This is a genomic window from Micromonospora sp. DT63 (assembly GCF_049841615.1).
Classification (GTDB): domain Bacteria; phylum Actinomycetota; class Actinomycetes; order Mycobacteriales; family Micromonosporaceae; genus Micromonospora.
Genome location: NZ_JBNCKQ010000004.1, coordinates 1 through 18,738, shown reverse-complemented (window position 1 = coordinate 18,738; position 18,738 = coordinate 1). Strand labels below are relative to the sequence as shown.

The 18,738-nt window shown below is 73.6% G+C and carries 19 protein-coding genes; 11 read left to right on the top strand and 8 right to left on the bottom strand.

Going from position 1 to position 18,738, the window contains the following annotated elements; genetic code table 11:
• Positions 1–3 precede the first annotated feature (3 nt).
• From ACLQ27_RS15885 to cofC, 3 genes are all read right to left on the bottom strand, one after another.
• Positions 4–2,376: an RNA degradosome polyphosphate kinase gene (locus ACLQ27_RS15885; RefSeq protein ID WP_425867372.1), complete on the bottom strand. Its 2,373-nt coding sequence runs from the start codon at positions 2,374–2,376 to the stop codon at positions 4–6.
• 54 nt (positions 2,377–2,430) lie between these two features.
• A complete protein-coding gene (locus ACLQ27_RS15880) occupies positions 2,431–2,628 on the bottom strand; it encodes a cold-shock protein (protein WP_007456426.1) in 198 nt (65 codons plus the stop codon).
• A gap of 67 nt (positions 2,629–2,695) precedes the next feature.
• Positions 2,696–3,334 carry a 2-phospho-L-lactate guanylyltransferase gene (gene cofC, locus ACLQ27_RS15875; RefSeq protein ID WP_425867370.1) on the bottom strand — a complete coding sequence of 213 codons (639 nt, stop codon included), beginning with the start codon at positions 3,332–3,334 and terminating at the stop codon, positions 2,696–2,698.
• A 124-nt stretch (positions 3,335–3,458) separates the two neighbouring features.
• On the opposite strand from cofC, the gene ACLQ27_RS15870 reads away from it, so the two are divergent.
• From ACLQ27_RS15870 to ACLQ27_RS15850, 5 genes are all read left to right on the top strand, one after another.
• The gene (locus ACLQ27_RS15870) at positions 3,459–4,193 is read left to right on the top strand and encodes a lysophospholipid acyltransferase family protein (RefSeq protein ID WP_357573118.1); all 735 of its coding nucleotides are present in this window, start codon (positions 3,459–3,461) and stop codon (positions 4,191–4,193) included.
• Complete coding sequence (locus tag ACLQ27_RS15865; protein ID WP_234591408.1) at positions 4,190–5,197, top strand: NAD(P)H-dependent glycerol-3-phosphate dehydrogenase; 1,008 nt, start codon at positions 4,190–4,192, stop codon at positions 5,195–5,197. The genes ACLQ27_RS15870 and ACLQ27_RS15865 overlap by 4 nt, the downstream gene beginning before the upstream one ends.
• 7 nt (positions 5,198–5,204) lie before the next feature.
• Positions 5,205–6,323, top strand: a complete 1,119-nt coding sequence (locus ACLQ27_RS15860) for a cystathionine gamma-lyase (RefSeq protein WP_425867368.1) — start codon at positions 5,205–5,207, stop codon at positions 6,321–6,323.
• A gap of 146 nt (positions 6,324–6,469) precedes the next feature.
• A complete protein-coding gene (locus ACLQ27_RS15855) occupies positions 6,470–7,258 on the top strand; it encodes a putative protein N(5)-glutamine methyltransferase (protein WP_425867366.1) in 789 nt (262 codons plus the stop codon).
• 282 nt (positions 7,259–7,540) lie between these two features.
• Positions 7,541–8,590, top strand: coding sequence for an ROK family protein (locus ACLQ27_RS15850; protein ID WP_425867364.1), 1,050 nt, complete (start codon positions 7,541–7,543; stop codon positions 8,588–8,590).
• 117 nt (positions 8,591–8,707) lie between these two features.
• Here the strand turns inward: ACLQ27_RS15850 and ACLQ27_RS15845 are convergent, their stop codons facing one another.
• Positions 8,708–8,908, bottom strand: coding sequence for a DUF397 domain-containing protein (locus tag ACLQ27_RS15845; RefSeq protein WP_234591412.1), 201 nt, complete (start codon positions 8,906–8,908; stop codon positions 8,708–8,710).
• A 5-nt stretch (positions 8,909–8,913) separates the two neighbouring features.
• On the bottom strand, positions 8,914–9,759 hold the full coding sequence (locus tag ACLQ27_RS15840; RefSeq protein ID WP_234591405.1) for a helix-turn-helix domain-containing protein: 846 nt from the start codon (positions 9,757–9,759) through the stop codon (positions 8,914–8,916).
• A 274-nt stretch (positions 9,760–10,033) separates the two neighbouring features.
• On the opposite strand from ACLQ27_RS15840, the gene ACLQ27_RS15835 reads away from it, so the two are divergent.
• Entirely contained in the window at positions 10,034–10,252 is a 219-nt protein-coding gene (locus ACLQ27_RS15835; RefSeq protein ID WP_234591403.1) for a hypothetical protein, read from the top strand.
• A gap of 172 nt (positions 10,253–10,424) precedes the next feature.
• The gene (locus ACLQ27_RS15830; RefSeq protein ID WP_425867361.1) at positions 10,425–11,525 is read left to right on the top strand and encodes a D-alanine--D-alanine ligase family protein; all 1,101 of its coding nucleotides are present in this window, start codon (positions 10,425–10,427) and stop codon (positions 11,523–11,525) included.
• A 49-nt stretch (positions 11,526–11,574) separates the two neighbouring features.
• Here the strand turns inward: ACLQ27_RS15830 and ACLQ27_RS15825 are convergent, their stop codons facing one another.
• Positions 11,575–12,279, bottom strand: coding sequence for a DUF3515 family protein (locus ACLQ27_RS15825; RefSeq protein WP_425867360.1), 705 nt, complete (start codon positions 12,277–12,279; stop codon positions 11,575–11,577).
• Positions 12,280–12,288: 9 nt separating this feature from the next.
• Positions 12,289–12,522 (bottom strand): Lrp/AsnC ligand binding domain-containing protein, encoded by a 234-nt coding sequence (locus tag ACLQ27_RS15820; protein WP_007456453.1) that lies wholly within the window; start codon positions 12,520–12,522, stop codon positions 12,289–12,291.
• A gap of 153 nt (positions 12,523–12,675) precedes the next feature.
• Here ACLQ27_RS15820 and ACLQ27_RS15815 point away from each other — a divergent pair, with 153 nt between their 5' ends.
• Together ACLQ27_RS15815 and ACLQ27_RS15810 are read left to right on the top strand one after the other, a co-directional pair.
• A complete protein-coding gene (locus ACLQ27_RS15815) occupies positions 12,676–13,608 on the top strand; it encodes a thiamine-phosphate kinase (RefSeq protein ID WP_374109335.1) in 933 nt (310 codons plus the stop codon).
• 29 nt (positions 13,609–13,637) lie between these two features.
• A complete protein-coding gene (locus tag ACLQ27_RS15810) occupies positions 13,638–14,099 on the top strand; it encodes a GNAT family N-acetyltransferase (RefSeq protein WP_357494249.1) in 462 nt (153 codons plus the stop codon).
• 94 nt (positions 14,100–14,193) lie between these two features.
• Here ACLQ27_RS15810 and rpmB read toward each other — a convergent pair whose 3' ends face one another.
• Positions 14,194–14,385, bottom strand: coding sequence for a 50S ribosomal protein L28 (gene rpmB / locus ACLQ27_RS15805; protein ID WP_007456456.1), 192 nt, complete (start codon positions 14,383–14,385; stop codon positions 14,194–14,196).
• Between the two features lie 275 nt (positions 14,386–14,660).
• Here rpmB and ACLQ27_RS15800 point away from each other — a divergent pair, with 275 nt between their 5' ends.
• Together ACLQ27_RS15800 and recG are read left to right on the top strand one after the other, a co-directional pair.
• The gene (locus tag ACLQ27_RS15800; RefSeq protein ID WP_425867358.1) at positions 14,661–16,274 is read left to right on the top strand and encodes a DAK2 domain-containing protein; all 1,614 of its coding nucleotides are present in this window, start codon (positions 14,661–14,663) and stop codon (positions 16,272–16,274) included.
• Positions 16,271–18,469, top strand: coding sequence for an ATP-dependent DNA helicase RecG (gene recG, locus ACLQ27_RS15795; protein ID WP_357494253.1), 2,199 nt, complete (start codon positions 16,271–16,273; stop codon positions 18,467–18,469). The genes ACLQ27_RS15800 and recG overlap by 4 nt, the downstream gene beginning before the upstream one ends.
• Positions 18,470–18,738 lie beyond the last annotated feature (269 nt).

Genomic DNA, 18,738 nt, shown 5'->3' with positions numbered 1-18,738 from the left:
CGGTCAGCCGGCCGTGCCACCGACGCGGCGCAGCAGCAGTTCCTGCAGATGCACCCGGGCCGTGTCGTCACCGCCGGTACGCCGTGTCCAGGTGCCGTCGCCGGCCAGCTCGAACGCGTCCACGTCCGGGCTCATCGCGGCGGTCAGCACGTGGTCCAGCTCGGCGCGGGCGACCGGATCGCTCACCTGCACCAGCGCCTCCACCCGCCGGTCCAGGTTGCGGTGCATCAGGTCGGCCGAGCCCATCCAGAACTCGGCCTCGCCGTTGTTGCCGAAGCGGAAGACCCGGGAGTGCTCCAGAAACCGGCCGAGGATCGAGCGGACCCGGATGTTCTCCGACAGCCCCGGCACCCCCGGACGCAGCGTGCACATGCCCCGGATGAGCAGGTCGACGTGGACGCCGGCCTGGGACGCCCGGTACAGCGCGTCGGTCACGCCCTCGTCGACCAGCGAGTTGACCTTGAACTGGACCAGGCCGGGCATGCCCAACCGGACGTGCGCGATCTCCCGCTCGATGCGTTCGATGAGGCCACTGCGGATCCCCTGCGGGGCGACCAGCAGCCGCCGGTACGCGGTTTGCCTGCTGTAGCCGGTGAGCACGTTGAACAGGTCGGTGAGGTCCGCCCCGATCTCCGGGTCAGCGGTGAGCATGCCGAAGTCCTCGTACAGGCGGGCGGTCTTCGGGTGGTAGTTGCCGGTGCCGATGTGGCAGTACCGGCGGATCTGGTTGCCCTCCTGCCGGACCACCAGGGCGGTCTTGCAGTGCGTCTTGAGCCCCACCAGGCCGTACACCACGTGGCAGCCGGCGCGTTCCAGGGTGCGGGCCCAGCCGATGTTGGCCACCTCGTCGAAGCGGGCCTTCACCTCGACCAGCACCACCACCTGCTTGCCGGCGGCGGCCGCGTCGACGAGCGCGTCCACGATCGGCGAGTCACCGCTGGTGCGGTAGAGGGTCTGCTTGATGGCCAGCACGTTGGGGTCGGCGGCGGCCTGTTCGATGAAGCGCTGCACGCTGGTGGCGAACGAGTGGTACGGGTGGTGCACCAGGATGTCCCCGTCGCGCAGGGTCGAGAAGACGCTGCGCGGCACCTCGCCCTCGGCGAGCCGGGGATGCGTGGCCGGCACGAACGGCGGGTCCTTGAGGTCCGGCCGGTCGGCCTCGCCGTACACCTGCCACAGCGCGGAGAGGTCCAGCAGGCCGGGCACCCGCAGCACGTCCTGGTCGTCCATGTCCAGCTCGCGGACGAGCAGCTCCAACATGTGGTCGGAGATCGACGCGGCGACCTCCAGGCGGACCGGCGGGCCGAACCGGCGGCGGGCCAGCTCCCGTTCGAGGGCCTGGAGCAGGTCCTCGTCGCGGTCCTCGTCGACCTCCACCTCGGCGTTGCGGGTGACCCGGAACAGGTGGCACTCGACCACCTGCATCCCGCTGAACAGCTGACCCAGGTGCACCGAGATCAGGTCCTCCACCGGCAGCATCCGCACGCCCGGCTGGTCCCGGTCGACCCGCACGAAGCGCGGGACGTTGTTGGGCACCTTCACCCGCGCGAACAGCTCGGACCCGCCGTCCGGATCCCGGACCGCCACCGCCAGGTTCAAGGAGCGCCCGGAGATGTACGGGAACGGGTGCGCCGGGTCCACCGCGAGCGGGGTGAGCACCGGGAAGATGTGCTCCCGGAAGTAGGTGCGCAGCCGCTCCCGTTCGGGGTCGCCCAGGTCACCCCAGCGCAGTATGCGGATGCCCTCGTCGGCCAGCCGGGGCAGGACGTCGTCGACGAAGCAGGCGGCGTGCCTGGCGACCAGCTCGGCGGTCCGTTCGGCGATCAGCTCCAGCTGCGTACGCAGGGGCAGCCGGTCCCCGCCCCGCACCGGCAGGCCTGCGGAGAGCCGCCGCTTCAGGCCGGCGATCCGCACCATGTAGAACTCGTCGAGGTTGCTGGCGAAGATCGCGAGGAACTTGGCCCGTTCCAGCAGGGGGGTGCGCTGGTCCTCGGCGAGGGTGAGCACCCGCGCGTTGAAGTCGAGCCAGGACAGCTCCCGGTTGAGGAAGCGGTCCTCCGGCAGCGGGGGAGCGGCCGGTGGCTCGTCGTCCCCCTCACCACCGGTGGAGAGGCCCGTGGAGAGGCTGCCGGAGGGACCGGGCAGGGCTGCCCCGGCCGCAGGGCCGTCCGTCTCGGTGGGCGGCACGCCGGGTTCGATGACCTCGTCGAGCCCGGAGGAGGCGGCGCCCGGGTCGTCGGCGAGCGTGTCGGCACGGGCGGCGCCGGCCCGTTCGGCCCGGGACGGGCGGAAACGGCCGTCGGTGCCGCGAATGCGGGCGCCGTTGCGGGGGTCGGTGGCTGAAGGGGTGACCGGATGCTCGCGAGGGGTGCTCACCCGCTCATAATCACCCGAAGAGAGTTAACGCAAAATGAACTTGGCCTCGCCAGCTCAGTTCATCGTCGGCAATGTCACCCGGACGACCTCGCCGTCGGGATCGGTGTCGATGCGCACCCGCTGGCCGAGCCGGAGCAACCGCAGGCCGGAGGCGTCGAACGCCCGGGCGGGAAAGCGCAGCTCGGTGCCGTCGTCGAGCAGCAGGACACCGCTGCGCGTCGCCGCGTCGTAACTGGCCACCGTGCCCTGCATGCTGGCACCGTACACCGGTCGGATCGGCTTGTTCAGCGCGCCGGCCCGCCGGCTCAAGGCAGCTTGTTCAGCGTGTCGGGCAGCCGGCGGCGAGCAGCGCCGCGGTGCGCGGTCCCAGCCCCAGCCCGGCGGCGACGGCCAGGTCGTCGGCGGTGTCCACGTCCCGCCGCAGGCTGGGCCAGTCGCCGGTGAGCGGCAGCGCCCCACTCGCCGCGTGCGCCGCCGCCGAGCCGACGCCGAACCGTGGGTCGAGGTCGACGCCCGGCGGCGCGGCGAGCAGCACCGTCCCACCGCCGGGGGCGTCCGCGACGAACCGGCGTACCCCCTCGGTGTCACGCTGGGCCGCGAGCAGCGCGTCGGCCAGCTCGGCCGGGCGCAGCGCCGGCAGATCGGCGGTCAGCCCGGCCACCCACCGGCCGGAGATCTGTGCCGCGCCGTGCCGGAACGCGGCGTTCAGGCCGGCGTCCGGCACGTCGGGCACCGTCCCCGCCCCGGCGGCCCGCGCCGCGGCCACCACCCGGGTGTCGTCGGTCACCACCAGAGCCTCGGCGACCGCCGGGCAGGCCAGCACCGCGCGGAGCGTGTCGGCCGCCAGCGCCAGCGCCAGCTCCTCATGCGGTACGCCGGGCAGCGCGCCCCGCAGCCGGCTCTTGGCCGCTGCCAGACGCTTCACCGGCACCACCACGGCCCACCTCGGCTGACTCACGTCCGCAATCCTGCCAGCCGGACGACGGGACCCTCGCTGGCCGTACCGGGGGCGAGCAGGCATGATTTCCGCTGCGGGTGTCGCGGTGGGCTCGCGGCGGGTCGGGGCGGGACGAGGAGGCACAGTGGCACGGCGGAGGCTGGGGTTCTGGCAACGGTTCGCCGTGGGGCTGGTGAAGCCGGTGATGATCGTCTGGACCCGGCGGACCTGGCGCGGCCAGGAGCACCTCGCCAAGGACGGCGGAATGATCATTGTCGCCAACCACATCTCGCACGCCGACCCGTTGGTTTCCGCGCACTTCATCTACGACTCCGGGCGGTGGCCGCAGTACCTGGGCAAGGCCAGCGTGTTCCGGGTGCCGGTGATCGGCTGGATTCTGCACCGCTGTCGGCAGATCCCGGTCGAGCGCGGCAGCGTGGACGCGGTCCGCTCGCTGGACCGGTCGGTAGCCGCGCTCGACGAGGGCGGCGCGGTGGTGATCTACCCGGAGGGCACCACCACCCGACAGCCGGACCTGTGGCCGATGAAGGCCAAGACCGGCGCCGCCCGGCTGGCGCTGGCCACCGGCGCCCCCGTGGTGCCGCTGGTGATGTGGGGCCCGGAGCGGATCTTCGACCCGCGAACCAGTCGGCTCAACCCACGCCCCCGGATCCCGGTGACGGTGGTGGCCGGCGAGCCGATCGACCTGAGCCGCTGGGCGGGCGCCCCGCCGACCCGGGCCACTCTCGAGGAGATGACGGACGCCATCATGCTGCGGCTGCGGGACATGCTCGTCGAGATCCGTGGTGGCACCCCGCCCCCGCTGTGGGAACGGCCGGCCCGACCGTCCGTCGAGCGCCCGCAGGGTGAAGCGGCATGAGCGGCCACGTCGCGGTGCTGGGCGCCGGCTCCTGGGGCACCGCCTTCGCCAAGATCCTGGCCGACGCGGGTCGGGACGTGACCGTGTGGGCCCGCCGCGCCCCCGTGGCCGAGAGCATCCGCGCCGAGCGTCGCAACCCGGAGTACCTGCCGGACCTGCTGCTGCCGGCCCGGGTCACCGCCACCACCGACGCCGCCGAGGCGATCAGCGGCGCCGAACTGGTGGTCCTGGCCGTGCCCTCGCAGACCCTGCGCGGCAACCTCGCCGAGTGGGCCGGGCACCTGCACCCGGACGCCACCCTGGTGTCGCTGATGAAGGGCATCGAACTCGGCACCACCAAGCGGATGAGCGAGGTCATCGTCGAGACCGCCGGGGTGGCCGCCGACCGCGTGGTGGTGGTCTCCGGCCCGAACCTCGCCCCCGAGATCGCCGCCGAGCAGCCGGCCGCCACCGTCGTCGCCGGGACGAACAGCCATCGCACGGTGCTCGTGCAGTCGTCGATCCGGACGCCGTACCTGCGGCCGTACACCAACGACGACGTGATCGGCTGTGAGCTGGGCGGCGCGGTCAAGAACGTGATCGCCCTGTCGTACGGCATCGCCACCGCGATGGGCTTCGGCGACAACACCCGGGCCATGTTGATGACCCGAGGGCTGGCCGAGACGGCCCGCCTGGGCGTGGCCCTCGGCGCGGACCCGATCACCTTCGCCGGCCTGGCCGGCATGGGCGACCTCGTCGCGTCGTGCTCGTCCCCGCTGGCCCGCAACCGCACCTTCGGCGAGCACCTGGGCCGGGGCGAGACGCTGGAGCAGGCCCAGGCAGCGACCCGGCAGACCGCCGAGGGCGTGAAGAGCTGCCTCGCGATCCGTGATCTGGCGCGGGCGCACGGCGTGGAGATGCCGATCACCGAGCACGTCGAACGGATCTGCCACGAGGGGATGGACCCGCGCCTCGCCGTGGACACCCTGATGAGCCGGACCGCCAAGCCCGAGTCGTACGAGTGAGGAACCGATGAGCGAACTGGGAGACGGTACCCGCTGCGTACGCGCCGGCCTGCCCGAGCCGGCCCCGGGTGACCCGTTCCTGCCGGGCCCGGTCTTCGCCGCGCCGTACCATCTCGACCCGTGGCAGGGCCAGGGCACGTCGCCGAACGGCTACGGCCGCCCCGACAACCCGACCCGGCGGCTGTTGGAGGCCGCCGTGGGTGAGTTGGAGGGCGGCGACTGCCGGGTCTTCGCCAGCGGTCAGGCCGCCATCACCGGCACACTGCTCACCCTGCTGCGCCCCGGGGACACCGTCATGCTGCCCTCCGACGGCTACTTCCCCGTCCGGGCGTTCGCCACCGCCGTGCTGGAGACGATCGGCGTACGGGTGGTCTTCGTGCCGACCGTGGGGCCGTACCCGTCCTTCGAGGGCGTCCGGCTGGTGCTGGTGGAGACCCCGGCCAACCCGGGTTTGGACGTGGTCGACGTGGCCGCCCTCGCGGAGCGGGCGCACGCCGCCGGCGCGCTGCTCGCGGTCGACAACACCACTGCCACCCCGCTCGGGCAGCGCCCGCTGGACCTCGGCGCCGACCTGGTGGTGGCCTCCGGAACGAAGGCGCTCACCGGCCACTCCGACCTGCTGCTGGGCTACCTGGCCAGCCGGTCCGCCGAGGTCATCGAGGCGGTGACGCTCTGGCGTACCGCCACCGGCTCGGTGCCCGGAGCGTTCGACGCCTGGTTGGCGCACCGGTCGCTGGCGACCCTCGACCTGCGGCTGGCCCGCCAGAGCGCGAACGCCGCAGCCGTCGCCGACCTGCTGGCGGGCCGTTCGGACGTGACCGGTCTGCGCTGGCCGGGGCTGCCGGACGACCCCGCGTACGCGGTGGCCTCGGCGCAGATGCGCCGGATGCCCGGGGTGCTCTCGTTCGACCTGGGCGACGCCGACCGGGTGGCCCGCTTCGTCGAGGCCGCCCGGCTGGTGGCGGCGGCCACCTCGTTCGGCGGTCTGCACACCACCGCGGACCGGCGGGCGCAGTGGGGGGACGACACCGCCCCCGGCTTCGTCCGGCTCTCCTGCGGTGTGGAGGACACACCCGATCTGGTGGCCGACATCGCCGCCGCCCTGGACGCCGCCGGGCCGGCCTGAGTTATCGTGTCCACGGCCCACGGGTGTGGGCCTCGACCGGAGGAGGTGAGACCGATCCGCCAGCCAGTAGGACCGGCGCTTCCTCCCGTGTCCACGCCGCTCTAGCGGTCTCGGGAGCGCCGGCGAGCGTTCCCGGAGGCTTTCTGATGGTGACACCCTTCCCCACCGACCGGACCACCCTCGTGAGCCGGCTGCGCGCCGCCGGCTGCGTCTACGCCGAGGACGAGGCCGAGCTGTTGCTGGCCGCCGCGGACTCCCCGGCGAGGCTTGCCGACCTGACCGCACGGCGCGTGGCGGGCGAGCCGCTGGAGTACCTGCTCGGCTGGGCCGAGTTCTGCGGCCTGCGGATCTCCGTCGACGCGGGCGTCTTCGTGCCGCGCGGTCGGACGGCCCTGCTGGTCGACGCCGCCGTCGAGCTGACCGGCCCGGCGCCGGCAGTTGTCGACCTCTGCTGCGGCTCCGGGGCCACCGCTGTCGCGCTGGCCCGCCGGCTCGCGCCCCGCTGGTTGGCCGCCGCCGACATCGACCCGGCGGCGGTGGCGTGCGCCCGCCGCAACCTCGCCGGACTGCCCGCCGAGGTGTACGAGGGTGACCTGTTCGCGCCGCTGCCGGCGCACTGGCGGGGGCTGCTCGACCTGGTGGTGGCCAACGCCCCCTACGTGCCGACCGAGGCGGTGGCGCTGATGCCGCCGGAGGCGCGGCTGCACGAGGCCCCGGTGGCGCTCGACGGAGGGCCGGACGGGCTCACCGTGCTGCGCCGGGTGGGCGTCGACGCGGCGCACTGGCTGGCACCCGGCGGCCACCTGGTGGTCGAGGCCGGCGAGACGCAGACCGACGCGCTCTGCGCGGCGTTCCGCGCGGCCGGGCTGGTCCCGACCGTCCGACACGACGAGGACCGGGACGCCACCGCGGTAACCGCCCGCCGCCCAGCCTGATCCGCCCAGCGGCGCTGCGGCGGAAATGCCTGGTCGGCCCGCCCACCTGTTCGCGTCCTTTGCTCTGCTTCAACCGGCGCAACACTCGCGGCCGATTTGTGTTGCGTGGAGGGAAGCAGAGCAAAGGACGCGCGACAGCAGTCCGGGGCACCGGGGACAGGAACTCCGATGTCACCGGAGCTCGGCTGGTACCCCAGCCCCAGTTTCAGCGGGCGGGCGTGGCGGGGGAGCGGGGTTGGCACTAGCCTCGGCTCACACTCATGAGGGCGGGAGGCGGTTGCGGTGGGCAGCGCAGGTGTGCCGGTGGTCGTCGGCCTGGACAACGGCGGCACCAGCAACAACGCCACAGTCCTGACGGTGGATGGCAGGTTCCTGGTGGACGGGCTGCTGGAGATCCCGAGCGAGGTGCGTGAGGGGCCGGAGGCCGCGATCGAAGCGCTCGCCCAGGCGCTGGACGGGGCTCTGGCGCAGACCGGCGTCTCTCGTGACCTGGTCCAGGCCGTCGGGCTGGACACGCCCGGCCCGGCCAGCGCCACCGGCGTCATCTCGTCGCGCGGCTCGACCAACTTCTCCCAGCCGGCCTGGCGTGGTTTCGACGTGCGGGGCGCGCTCCAGCGGCGGCTCGGCCTGCCGGTGATCTACCACAACGACGGCAACGCGGCAGCGCTCTACGCCCACCACGTGTACTTCGGCGACGAGGCGATGACGCGATCGTCGGTCTCGGCGATCGTCGGCACCGGCCTCGGCGGCGGGGTCGTCGAGAGCGGCAAGGTGATCGCCGGCGCCGCCGGCATGGCGGGCGAACTGGGTCACGTGCACATCCCGCTGAACGGGCTGCTCGGCCCGGGTCAGCCGGAGCCCATCTGCGCCTGCGGCTTCACCGGCGACGTGGAGAGCGTCGCGTCGCTGACCGGCATCGAGAACAACCTGCTGCCGTACTGGCTGACCCGCTACCCCGACCACCCGCTGGCCGCCGAGCCGGCGGCGCGGGCCGCGAAGCTGGTGCGGGGCTACGGCGAGCGGGGTGACGCGCTGGCCCGGGACCTCTTCACCCAGCAGGCGATGGCGCTGGGCCGTCTGTTCACCGTGGCGGCCAACTTCACCGATCCCCACGCGTACTTCGTGGGGGGCGGGGTGGTGGAGGCGGCGCCGGAGTTCCGCGACTGGTTCCTGGCGACGGTCCGCGAGCACACGGTCCTCCGCGAGGAGCAGGCCGCGGTGGCCACGTTCGCGCTGGTCCCGGACCGCGACATGGCAGGTGCCAGGGGCGTGGCGATCGCTGCCCTGGAGGCGTTGCGCGCGGTGCCGGAGCCCCGTCCGCTGGTCGCCTGAGTCGTCCCCAGCTCGTCGGCCGAGCCGGCCTGCCGTGAGCCTACCCGTCCGCGCCCCGCTGATCGGGCGGTGCGGGCCCGGTCAGCGGGGCGCGGGGGCGGGGTGGTCGCGCTCCGGTCAGCGGCGCGGCGGGGCCTGGGCGAAGGCGGCCCAGGCCGCCGGGCGGAAGAGCAGGGCCGGGCCGGCCGGGTCCTTGGAGTCGCGGACGGCCACCAGTTGGGGGATCGTGGCCACCTCCACGCAGGCGCCCTCATCGCCGCTGCGGCTGCTCTTGCGCCACGCCGCCGTGGCCAACGCCGCTGTGATCGTCGGTGTCATCGGTCCTACCGTCCCTTCAGGACTGACAGGAGCATCGCCCGGCTGTCCGCCGGGCTGAGCGCCACGCTGCGCAGATGCTCCATGATCTTGGTGCAGGTACGCGTCTCGCCCGCGCGGTCGAGGATCATCTGACCGGCGACGGTCTCCACCGACGCGATGATCGGGTCCTCCGGGTCGGCGAACTCCAGAATGTGCAGCGAGCCCCGGGTGCCCCGGTGGTAACCGGCGGAGAGCGGGATCACCTGAACGGTGATGTTCGGCAGTTCGGCCATCTTGACGAGGTGCCGTAGCTGGCCGTCCATCACCGACTGGTCACCGACCGGGCGCAGCAGCGCGCCCTCGTCGATGATGGCGTCGAGGATGGGTGGGGTGTCGGCGGTGAGCCGCACCTGGCGGTCGAGTCGGATCTTGACCCGCTGCTCCACCAGCTCGTCGCCGAGGGTGTGCGGGCCGCCGCGCATCACGCCGCGGATGTAGTCGGCGGTCTGCAGCAGGCCGGGCACCACCGAGGGCTCGAAGTTGGCGATGGCGGTGGCCTCCGCCTCCAGGGCGATGAAGTCGATGGTGCGCGGGTCGAGCAGGTACGAGTACGACACCCACCAGCCCGGTTTGCGGGCGTCCTTGGCGAGCTGCACCGCGGCGGCCACCTCCTCGGAACCCACCCCGTACGAGGTGAGCAGGGCGCGCACCGTGGCCGGGCTGATCAGCGTCTGGGCGTTCTCGTAGCGGGAGAGGGTGCTGCGGGTGCTGTTGATTTCATCCGCGGCGGTCTCCAGCGTCAGCCCGGCGGCTTCCCGGTGATGGCGTAGGGCGATGCCGAGCCGGCGGGCGCGGGCGGTCTTCGGGGCCATGCATCGATGGTCGCACACATTCATGGGAACGGGTACATGAGAGATGGCCGATGAGAGTTGCATTCATGGCTGTAGACGTGTCAATCTGTCATCGCGTCCTCACCGCCGGTTGTCGTGGCGACGGTGGTGGTGAGCGACCGGAGGGGATAGGGCGCGCGGCGATCGGGTTTCTCCCCCGTACCCGATCGCCGCGTGCCGCCCGTTGCAGCCGCCCGGAAGGAGACGACGTGCACACCGGTCCGAAGTCTCTCGCCCCGCAGCGCGAGGGGCGGCGATGACCCGCTTCCTGGTCGTGCTCACCGACGTGCGCCCCGTCGAGGGCGTCGACCGCAACGAACGCGTCACCCCCGAGCGTCGCCGCCAGGTGGTCGGCGCCAGCAGCAGGGAGGCGGCCGACCGGATCGCGGGCGCCTTCATGGCGCTGGGGATGGTGCGGGCCGGGCGGCAGCGGGTGAAGGTGATCGCGGTCGGCCGCCGGCACGCCGGAGACTGATCAGCCCCGAACATTCCGTCACGCACCGTATATGCTCTGTTGACCGATTGCCGTGTCGCTTCGGGGCTCGCCGGGTATCGCCGCGCCTGATCGCCACGCACAGTAAGGTCAACCGGGTGAGCGCCACCGGCGAGCACGACCAGCCGCAGTCGCGTACGAAGAGGTGACCGGAGTGACCACCCCAGGCAAGACCCGCGTGGCGATCGTCTTCGGCGGCCGCAGCCCGGAACACGGCATCTCCTGCGTCAGCGCCGGCAGCGTGTTCGCCGCACTCGACCCGGACGAGTACGAGGTGGTGCCCGTGGGCATCACCCGCGCCGGCCAGTGGGTGCTGACCAGCGGCGACCCCGCCCAGCTCGCCATCAACGCCCGCCAGCTCCCGGAGATCACCGCCGAGTCCGGGGCGGACCTCGTGCTGCGCGCCGACCCGACCGGCAACGGGCTGATGGTGCTCGACCAGACCGAGGGGCCCCGGGCGCTGGCCGACGTGGACGTGGTCTTCCCGGTCCTGCACGGCACGTACGGCGAGGACGGCACCATCCAGGGCATGCTGGAGATGGCCGGAATCCCCTACGTGGGGGCGAACGTGTTCGCCTCCGCCGCCGCCATGGACAAGGAGTTCACCAAGAAGCTCTGCGCGGTCGAGGGCATCCCGGTCGGCGCGTACGCGGTGCTGCGCAACGGGATGACGCTCAGCGAGCAGGACAAGAAGCGGCTCGGCCTGCCGGTCTTCGTCAAGCCGTCGCGCGCCGGCTCGTCGTTCGGCATCACCCGCGTCACCGACTGGGCCGAGCTGGACGCGGCGGTCGCCACCGCCCGGCAGTTCGACCCGAAGGTCATCATCGAGGCCGCGATCATCGGCCGCGAGATCGAGTGCGGTGTGCTGGAGGGCGAGGCGGGCGGCGCCCCCGAGGCGTCCGTGCTGGCCGAGGTGCGGGTCGTCGCCGACCACGACTTCTACGACTTCGAGGCCAAGTACCTCGACGACTCCTGCGAGTACGACATCCCGGCCGGCCTGCCGGACCGGGTGACCCGCCAGGTGCGGGAGTACGCCGTCCGCGCGTTCACCGCGCTGGACTGCGCCGGCCTGGCCCGGGCCGACTTCTTCGTCACCCCCGAGCTGGACGTCTACCTCAACGAGATCAACACGATGCCCGGGTTCACCCCGACGTCGATGTTCCCCCGGATGTGGGCGGCCTCCGGCCTGGAGTACCCCAAGCTGGTCAACCGGCTGATCCGCACCGCCCAGCGGCGCGGCGTCGGCCTGCACTGAGCAGTCGCCCCCGACGCGCGGCCCGCCGTACGGGCCGCGCGTCAGCGGATCAGCGCTGGCAGCCGGCGGGGATGGTCCCGCCCGAGGGCACCGACGCCACGATCGCGCTGGAGATCGGCGAAACCCACTGCAGCGGCTGCTCGTACGAGCGTGGAATGCGGACGGTGACCGGTGTCTCCCGATCGACAGTGGTGAGCACTGTCACGTCGGTCTCCTCGACGGGATGCCAGCAGACCCGGTTGACGGTCCAGACCTCGTCGGTGGCCGGGACGGTCGGCGCGGCGCCCCCACAGGCCACGGTGAGCGCGGGGTCGCCGTACGCGGCGTTCTGCTCCGGGCCCGCCGTGACCGGGCGCTGGGCCAGGTCACGGATGGTCTGCGGCAGCTGGGAGAGCAGCGCGCGGCAGACCGTGGCCGGACGCTCGGCCAGCGCCGGGGCGGCCATCTCGACCGGGGCGGTGGACTGCGCCCGTGCGGTGCTCGGCGAGGGGCTCGGCGCGGCGGCGGGCGTGTCCGGGGCGAGCTTGGCGAAGGCCAGCACGGCCACCAGCAGCGTGATCGGCAACGCGATCAACGTGGCCAGCAGGGCGGCGCCCCGGATCGTCCGGTCCCGGCCGGCCGGCGCGTCGGCGCCCTGCTCGGCGCTGTCGCGGATACCGTCAGCCGGCTCGGGCGTCCCGTCGGCCGGCTCGCGCTTTCCGTCGGCCGGCTTGGGCTTGCCGTCGTCGTCGAGAGCAGCCGAGGAGGTCGTCATCTCGTCCACTTACAGCCGCACCACCGAACACGTGAGGGTGCGGGTGATGCCGGGCACCATCTGCACCTTGCTGACGATGAGTTTGCCGAGCTCGTCGACGGTGTTCGCCTCGGTGAGGACGACCACGTCGTACGGCCCGGTGACGGCGTCGACGCGTACCACGCCGGCGATGTCCGCGATGAGACCCGCCACGTCACGTGCGCGGCCGACCTCGGTCTGGATGAGGATGTACGCCTGTACCACGACTCGACCTCCGTCCGTCGCCGCCCGGGAGCGGCCCGAAGGGTGAAACTACCTTACGGACCAGGTCTGATCCCTATCGGTGGTCAAGGAGCAGCGGTGAGCGAGCGCGGCGGTGCCGGGCAGTACGGGCCGAACGCCGGCGGTGGCGCCAGCGTGGCCGGGATCGGCGAGTTCGGGCTGATCGGGCGGATCACCGCCCGATTGGCGATGGGCCCGACGACAGTGCTCGGCCCGGGTGACGACGCGGCGGTGGTGGCCGCGCCGGACGCCCGGGTGGTCGCCTGCACGGACGTGCTTGTCGACGGACGGCACTTCCGGCGGGACTGGTGCTCGGCGCGCGACGTCGGTCACCGGGCCGCGGCGGCCAACCTGGCCGACGTCGCGGCGATGGGCGCCACCCCGACAGCCCTGCTGGTCGCCCTCTGCATGCCCGCCGACCTGGAGACGAGTTGGGCGGAGGGCCTGGCCGACGGGTTGGCCGCGGAGGCCGCCACGGTCGGCGCGAGCGTCGTCGGCGGGGACATGTCGGCCAGCCCCACCCTGACCATCGCGGTCACCGCCCTGGGCGACCTCGCCGGCCGGGCGCCGGTGGTGCGCTCCGGCGCCCGCCCCGGGGACGTGCTCGCCCTGGCCGGTCGCATCGGGTACGCGGCGGCCGGGCTGACCGTGCTCAGCCGGGGATTTCGCACACCCCGGCTGCTGGTCGAGGCGTACCGGCGGCCGCAGGTCGCCTACCCGGCCGGGCCGCAGGCCGCCCAGCTCGGCGCGACCTCGATGATCGACGTCTCGGACGGGCTCCTCGCCGATCTCGGGCACGTGGCGCAGGCCAGCGGTGTGGCGATCGACGTGCGCCGCGACGCGTTCGAGGTGCCCCGGCAGATGGCCGACGCCGCACGGGCGCTCGGCGTCGACCCGTACACCTGGATTCTGGCCGGTGGCGAGGACCACGCGCTGGCCGCGACCTTTCCCGCGACGGTGGCGTTGCCGCCGGAGTGGCGACCCATCGGCCTGGTCACGGAGGGTGCCGGAGTGACTGTCGACGGCGGCGCCTACGACGGGCCCCGGGGCTGGGACCACTTCCGGTGACGCCGCGCGCCGGCCGTATTCTGGACACCGTGAGTGAGATCGAGATCCGGGTGGTGCGGTTCGACGCGCCGGTGGCGCAGCAGCTGATCCGGGCCGCGCTGGCCGACCTCGGTGCCCGCTACGGGGGCACCGGCGACGACACCCCGGTCGCCGCGAGCGAATTCGAGCCGCCGGACGGCGCGTTCCTCGTCGCCTACCTGGCCGGTGAGCCGGTCGGCTGCGGCGGCTGGCGCAGCCACGGTGCGGACACCGCCGAGCTGAAGCGGATGTACACCGCCCCGGCGGCCCGTGGTCGCGGCGTGGCCCGGACGGTCCTCGCGGCCGTCGAGCGCTCGGCCCGCGAGCAGGGCCGCAAGCGGATGGTCCTGGAGTGCGGGGACAAACAGCCCGAGGCGATCGCCATGTACGCGTCCGCCGGTTATGACCGGATCCCGAACTTCGGCTTCTACAAGGACGCGGAGGGCTGCGTCTCCTTCGGCCGCACGCTCTGAGCGGCAGGCGCCCACCCGGGCGCGGACACGACAGAGCCGGCGGACCGCAGGGGTCCGCCGGCTGAGCCGAACGAGAAGAGTTGGTGCTGCCGCGTCAGGCGCGGGTGACCTTGCCGGCCTTGATGCACGAGGTGCAGACCTGCAACTTCTTGGTGTTGCCGCCACCGGCCGGGGTACGCACCGACTGGATGTTCGGGTTCCAGCGGCGGTTGGTCCGCCGGTGCGAGTGGGACACGTTGTGGCCGAAGCCCGGTCCCTTGCCACAGACGTCGCACACGCTAGCCACGGGATACTCCTGGGATTGAAACGTTCATGAGGTCGCCGGCAGGCGCTGCCCGGGCAACCTGGTCAGGTTACCCGATGACCCGCCGACCCGGCCAACCGGCCCGGTCGGGCGGTCGTGCACGGCCCGGCCCGGGCCTGCTGGTGGGCCGGTGGGCCGGCCCGGCGGCAACCGTACCGGAGGCGTCGGCCCGGCCCGGGAGCGCCGTCGGACCGGGCGCGGGCGGACACGCCGGACGAGTCCGACGCGTGTCGGTGCGCAACAGTAGGCTTCTGGCCGTGCTGGACACCCTCGACGCCGCCGCGGTCCGCCGCTGGTGCGCGAGCGGGCTGGCCGCGCTCAAGCGCCACCAGGGCGAGATCGACGAGCTCAACGTCTATCCGGTGCCCGACGGCGACACCGGCACCAACCTGGTGCTCACCCTCACCTCGGCCCAGCAGGCCCTGTCGATGGACCTGGACACCCTCCCCGACAGCGGCCCCACCGCCCACGGGCACGCGCTGCGGCTGATGGCCCAGGGCGCGCTGCTCGGCGCCCGGGGCAACTCGGGGGTCATCCTGTCGCAGATCCTGCGCGGCTTCGCCGACGCCGTCGTCGCCGTGCCGGTGGTGCGCGGGCAGGCACTGGCGGTCGCGCTGCGGGCCGCGACCGCCGCCGCGTACACGGCGGTCGGCCGTCCCGTGGAGGGCACCCTGCTCACCGTCGTCGCCGCGGCCGCCACCGGGGCCGAGCAGGTGGGCGGCGACGACCTGCCCGCGGTGGCGCGCGGCGCGGCGCGGGCCGCGGCCGAGGCCCTGGCCCGTACGCCCGAGCAGTTGCCGGCCCTGGCCCGCGCGGGGGTGGTCGACGCGGGCGGGCGAGGGCTCTGCGTCCTGCTCGACGCCCTGGTCGAGGTGCTCACCGGGGAGAGCGCCACAGGGCTCGCGCCGCCGCCGCGCACCGCCCGCCCGGCGGCCACCGTCGCGCGCGAGACCGGTTCGACGGAGTACGCCTACGAGGTGCAGTTCCTGCTCGACGCCCCCGCCGACGCGGTGGCCGTGCTGCGCCGGACCCTGGAGGCGTTGGGTGACTCGCTCGTCGTCGTCGGCGACGGCCGCGAGCCGGGCGGCACCTGGAACGTGCACGTGCACGTCAACGACGTGGGCGCGGCGGTCGAGGCCGGGGTCGCCGCCGGCCGCCCGTACCGGATCTCGGTGACCCGCTTCGCCGACCAGCCCGAGCCGTCCGCCGGCTCGACCGAGGACGGTCGGGCCGCCGTGGTGGTGGCCACCGGCAGCGGGATCGCGGAGCTGTTCGCCGCAGAGGGCGCGACGGTGGTGCCCGGCAACCCGTCCACGGGTGAGCTGCTGGACGCCGTGCGCGGCACCGGGGCGTCCCGGGTCGTGGTGCTGCCCAACGATCCCAATACGGAGGCGGTCGCGAGCGCGGCGGCCCGCGAGGCGCACCGGCACGGCATCAAGGTGAGCGTCGTGCCGACCCGTTCGCCGGTGCAGGCCCTCGCGGCCCTGGCGGTCCGCGACGGCACCCGCCGCTTCGAGGACGACGTGATCGCGATGGCCGAGGCGGCCGGCGCCTGCCGCTACGCCGAGGTCTGCCATGCCAGCCGGGAGGCGCTGACGGTCGCCGGCCCGTGCCGCCCCGGCGACGTGCTGGCGCTGGTCGAGGGGGAGGTGCACCTGATCGGCACCGATCTCACCGACACCTGCGCCGCGGTGGTCGACCGGATGCTCGGCGGTGGCGGGGAGCTGGTCACCCTGCTGGCCGGGGTGGATGCCCCCGCCGGGCTCACCGATGCCGTCCGCGCGCACGTCGCGCGGCGCTGGCCGTTCGTCGAGGTGCAGGCGTACCCGGGCGGTCAGCCGTTCTATCCGCTTCTGGTGGGGGTCGAATGAGCGAGCCGGCCACTGTGGACACCCCGTTGAAGAAGCTCGTCGGGGACAAGACGGCCAAGGCGTTGGCCACCCACCTCGATCTGCACACCGCGGGTGACCTGATCTACCACTTCCCGCGCCGCTACGACGAGCGCGGCGAGCACACCGACATCCGGTCGCTGGACGTCGGTGAGCAGGTCACCGTGCTGGCCCAGGTGCAGCGCACCGCCGTACGCCCGATGCGCCAGCGCCGGGGCAACCTGCTGGAGGTGACCGTCGGCGACGGCTCCGGCGGCCTGCTGACGCTGACGTTCTTCGGCAACCAGGCGTGGCGCGAGCGCGAGCTGCGTCCGGGCCGGTGGGGGCTGTTCGCCGGCAAGGTCACCGAGTTCCGGAGCAAACGCCAGCTCAACGGCCCGGAGTACGTCCTGCTCGGCGAGGGCGGCGAAGGCGAGGCGGCGGTCAGCGACGAGATCGAGGAGTTCGCCGGCGCGCTGATCCCCGTGTACCCGGCGGCGGCGGCCGTCCCGACCTGGGTGATCGCCCGCTGCGTACGGGTCGTGCTGGACACGTTCACCCCGCCGGAGGACCCGCTGCCGGCCGCCGTGCGGGCCAGCCGCAAACTCGTCGACCTGGGCGCCGCCCTGCGGGAGATCCATCGGCCGTCCACCAAGGAGGAGCTCTACCGGGCCCGACACCGGCTCAAGTGGGACGAGGCGTTCGCCGTCCAGGTGACGCTGGTGCAGCGCAAGCACCGGGCCGCCGACTGGCCGGCCCGGCCCCGTCCGCCGCGCGCGGGTGGGCTGCTGGACGCGTTCGACGCCCGACTGCCGTACGAGCTGACCGCCGGCCAGCGCGAGGTGGGCGCGGAGATCGCCGAGGACATTGCCGCAGCGCACCCGATGCACCGGTTGTTGCAGGGCGAGGTCGGCTCGGGCAAGACGGTGGTGGCACTGCGGGCCATGCTCCAGGTGGTCGACGCGGGCGGGCAGGCCGCGCTGCTGGCCCCCACCGAGGTGCTGGCCGCCCAGCACCACCGGGGCATGCTCGACCTGCTCGGACCGCTGGGCCGGGCCGGTGAGCTGGATTCCGCCGAGCACGCCACCCGGGTGGAGCTGGTCACCGGCTCGTTGGGCGCGGCAGCCCGCCGACGGGCCCTCGCCGAGGTGGCCAGCGGCAACGCCGGGATCGTGCTCGGCACCCACGCGTTGCTCTACGAGGGCGTCGACTTCGCCGACCTGGGTCTCGTGGTGGTCGACGAGCAGCACCGCTTCGGCGTGGAGCAGCGTGACGCGCTGCGCGCCAAGGCCGACCAGCCCCCGCACACGCTGGTGATGACGGCGACGCCGATCCCGCGCACGGTCGCGATGACCGTCTACGGCGACCTGGAGGTGTCCACTCTCTCCCAGCTGCCCCGGGGTCGCTCGCCGATCGCCTCGCACGTGGTGCCGGCCGCCGAGAAGCCGGCCTTCCTCGACCGGGCGTGGCGGCGGCTGCGCGAGGAGGTGGCCGCCGGCCACCAGGCGTACGTGGTGTGCCCGCGTATCGGTGACGGCCCGACGTCCGACGAGGAGCCGCCACCCGAGGACGACAACGGGCGCCGGCCGCCTCTCGCCGTGACCGAGGTGGCCCCGCTGCTGGCCGAGGGGCCGCTGCACGGGCTGCGGATCGGGGTCCTGCACGGCCGGCTGCCCGCCGACGAGAAGGACGCGGTGATGCGCTCCTTCGCGGCCGGGGACCTGGACGTGCTGGTGGCGACCACGGTGATCGAGGTCGGCGTCGACGTGCCGAACGCCACAGTGATGATCGTGCTGGACGCCGACCGGTTCGGTGTCTCCCAACTGCACCAGCTGCGCGGTCGGGTCGGCCGGGGTGCCGCCGCCGGGCTCTGCTTGCTGGTCAGCGAGGCCGCCGAGGGCTCGTCGGCGCGGGAACGGCTGGACGCGGTGGCGTCCACCGGCGACGGCTTCAAGCTCGCCGAGCTGGATCTGGAGCAGCGCCGTGAGGGTGACGTGCTGGGCGCCACCCAGTCCGGGCACCGTTCGCACCTACGCCTGCTGTCCCTGCGCCGCGACGCCGACCTGATCCGCGACGCCCGCGCCGAGGCGATCACCCTCATCGAGGAGGACCCGGAGCTGGCCCGCAACCCCGCGCTGGCCGCGTCGGTCGCCGCGCTCGTCGACGAGGACCGCGCGGAGTACCTGGAGAAGGGCTAGGCGCGCTGCTTGCTGACCCCATCCGGTTTCCCGGAAACCGGGGTGTTCCGGCCACGGTGACACCCCGGTTTCCTGGTTGCCGAGTTGATCATCTGCACAGACCGAGGGCGGGGGGGCCGGGGGGGGGGTGGGGGGGCGGGGGGGGGGGGGCGGGGGGGGGGGGGGGGGGGGGGGGGGGGGGGGGGGGGGGGGGGGGTGCTCGGCGAGGTCCACTGTTGGTTGGCGCCGCCGTTGCAGGCCCAGAGGATCAGTTTGGTGCCGTTCGCGGT

Excerpts from the sequence above, each read along its gene's own strand:
- ACLQ27_RS15880 (WP_007456426.1), bottom strand. The coding sequence starts at position 2,628 with ATGCAGGGCACGGTGGCCAGTTACGACGCGGCGACGCGCAGCGGTGTC.
- ACLQ27_RS15865 (WP_234591408.1), top strand. The coding sequence starts at position 4,190 with ATGAGCGGCCACGTCGCGGTGCTGGGCGCCGGCTCCTGGGGCACCGCC.
- ACLQ27_RS15860 (WP_425867368.1), top strand. The coding sequence starts at position 5,205 with ATGAGCGAACTGGGAGACGGTACCCGCTGCGTACGCGCCGGCCTGCCC.
- ACLQ27_RS15855 (WP_425867366.1), top strand. The coding sequence starts at position 6,470 with ATGGTGACACCCTTCCCCACCGACCGGACCACCCTCGTGAGCCGGCTG.
- ACLQ27_RS15845 (WP_234591412.1), bottom strand. The coding sequence starts at position 8,908 with ATGACACCGACGATCACAGCGGCGTTGGCCACGGCGGCGTGGCGCAAG.
- ACLQ27_RS15840 (WP_234591405.1), bottom strand. The coding sequence starts at position 9,759 with ATGGCCCCGAAGACCGCCCGCGCCCGCCGGCTCGGCATCGCCCTACGC.
- ACLQ27_RS15835 (WP_234591403.1), top strand. The coding sequence starts at position 10,034 with ATGACCCGCTTCCTGGTCGTGCTCACCGACGTGCGCCCCGTCGAGGGC.
- ACLQ27_RS15825 (WP_425867360.1), bottom strand. The coding sequence starts at position 12,279 with ATGACGACCTCCTCGGCTGCTCTCGACGACGACGGCAAGCCCAAGCCG.
- recG (WP_357494253.1), top strand. The coding sequence starts at position 16,271 with ATGAGCGAGCCGGCCACTGTGGACACCCCGTTGAAGAAGCTCGTCGGG.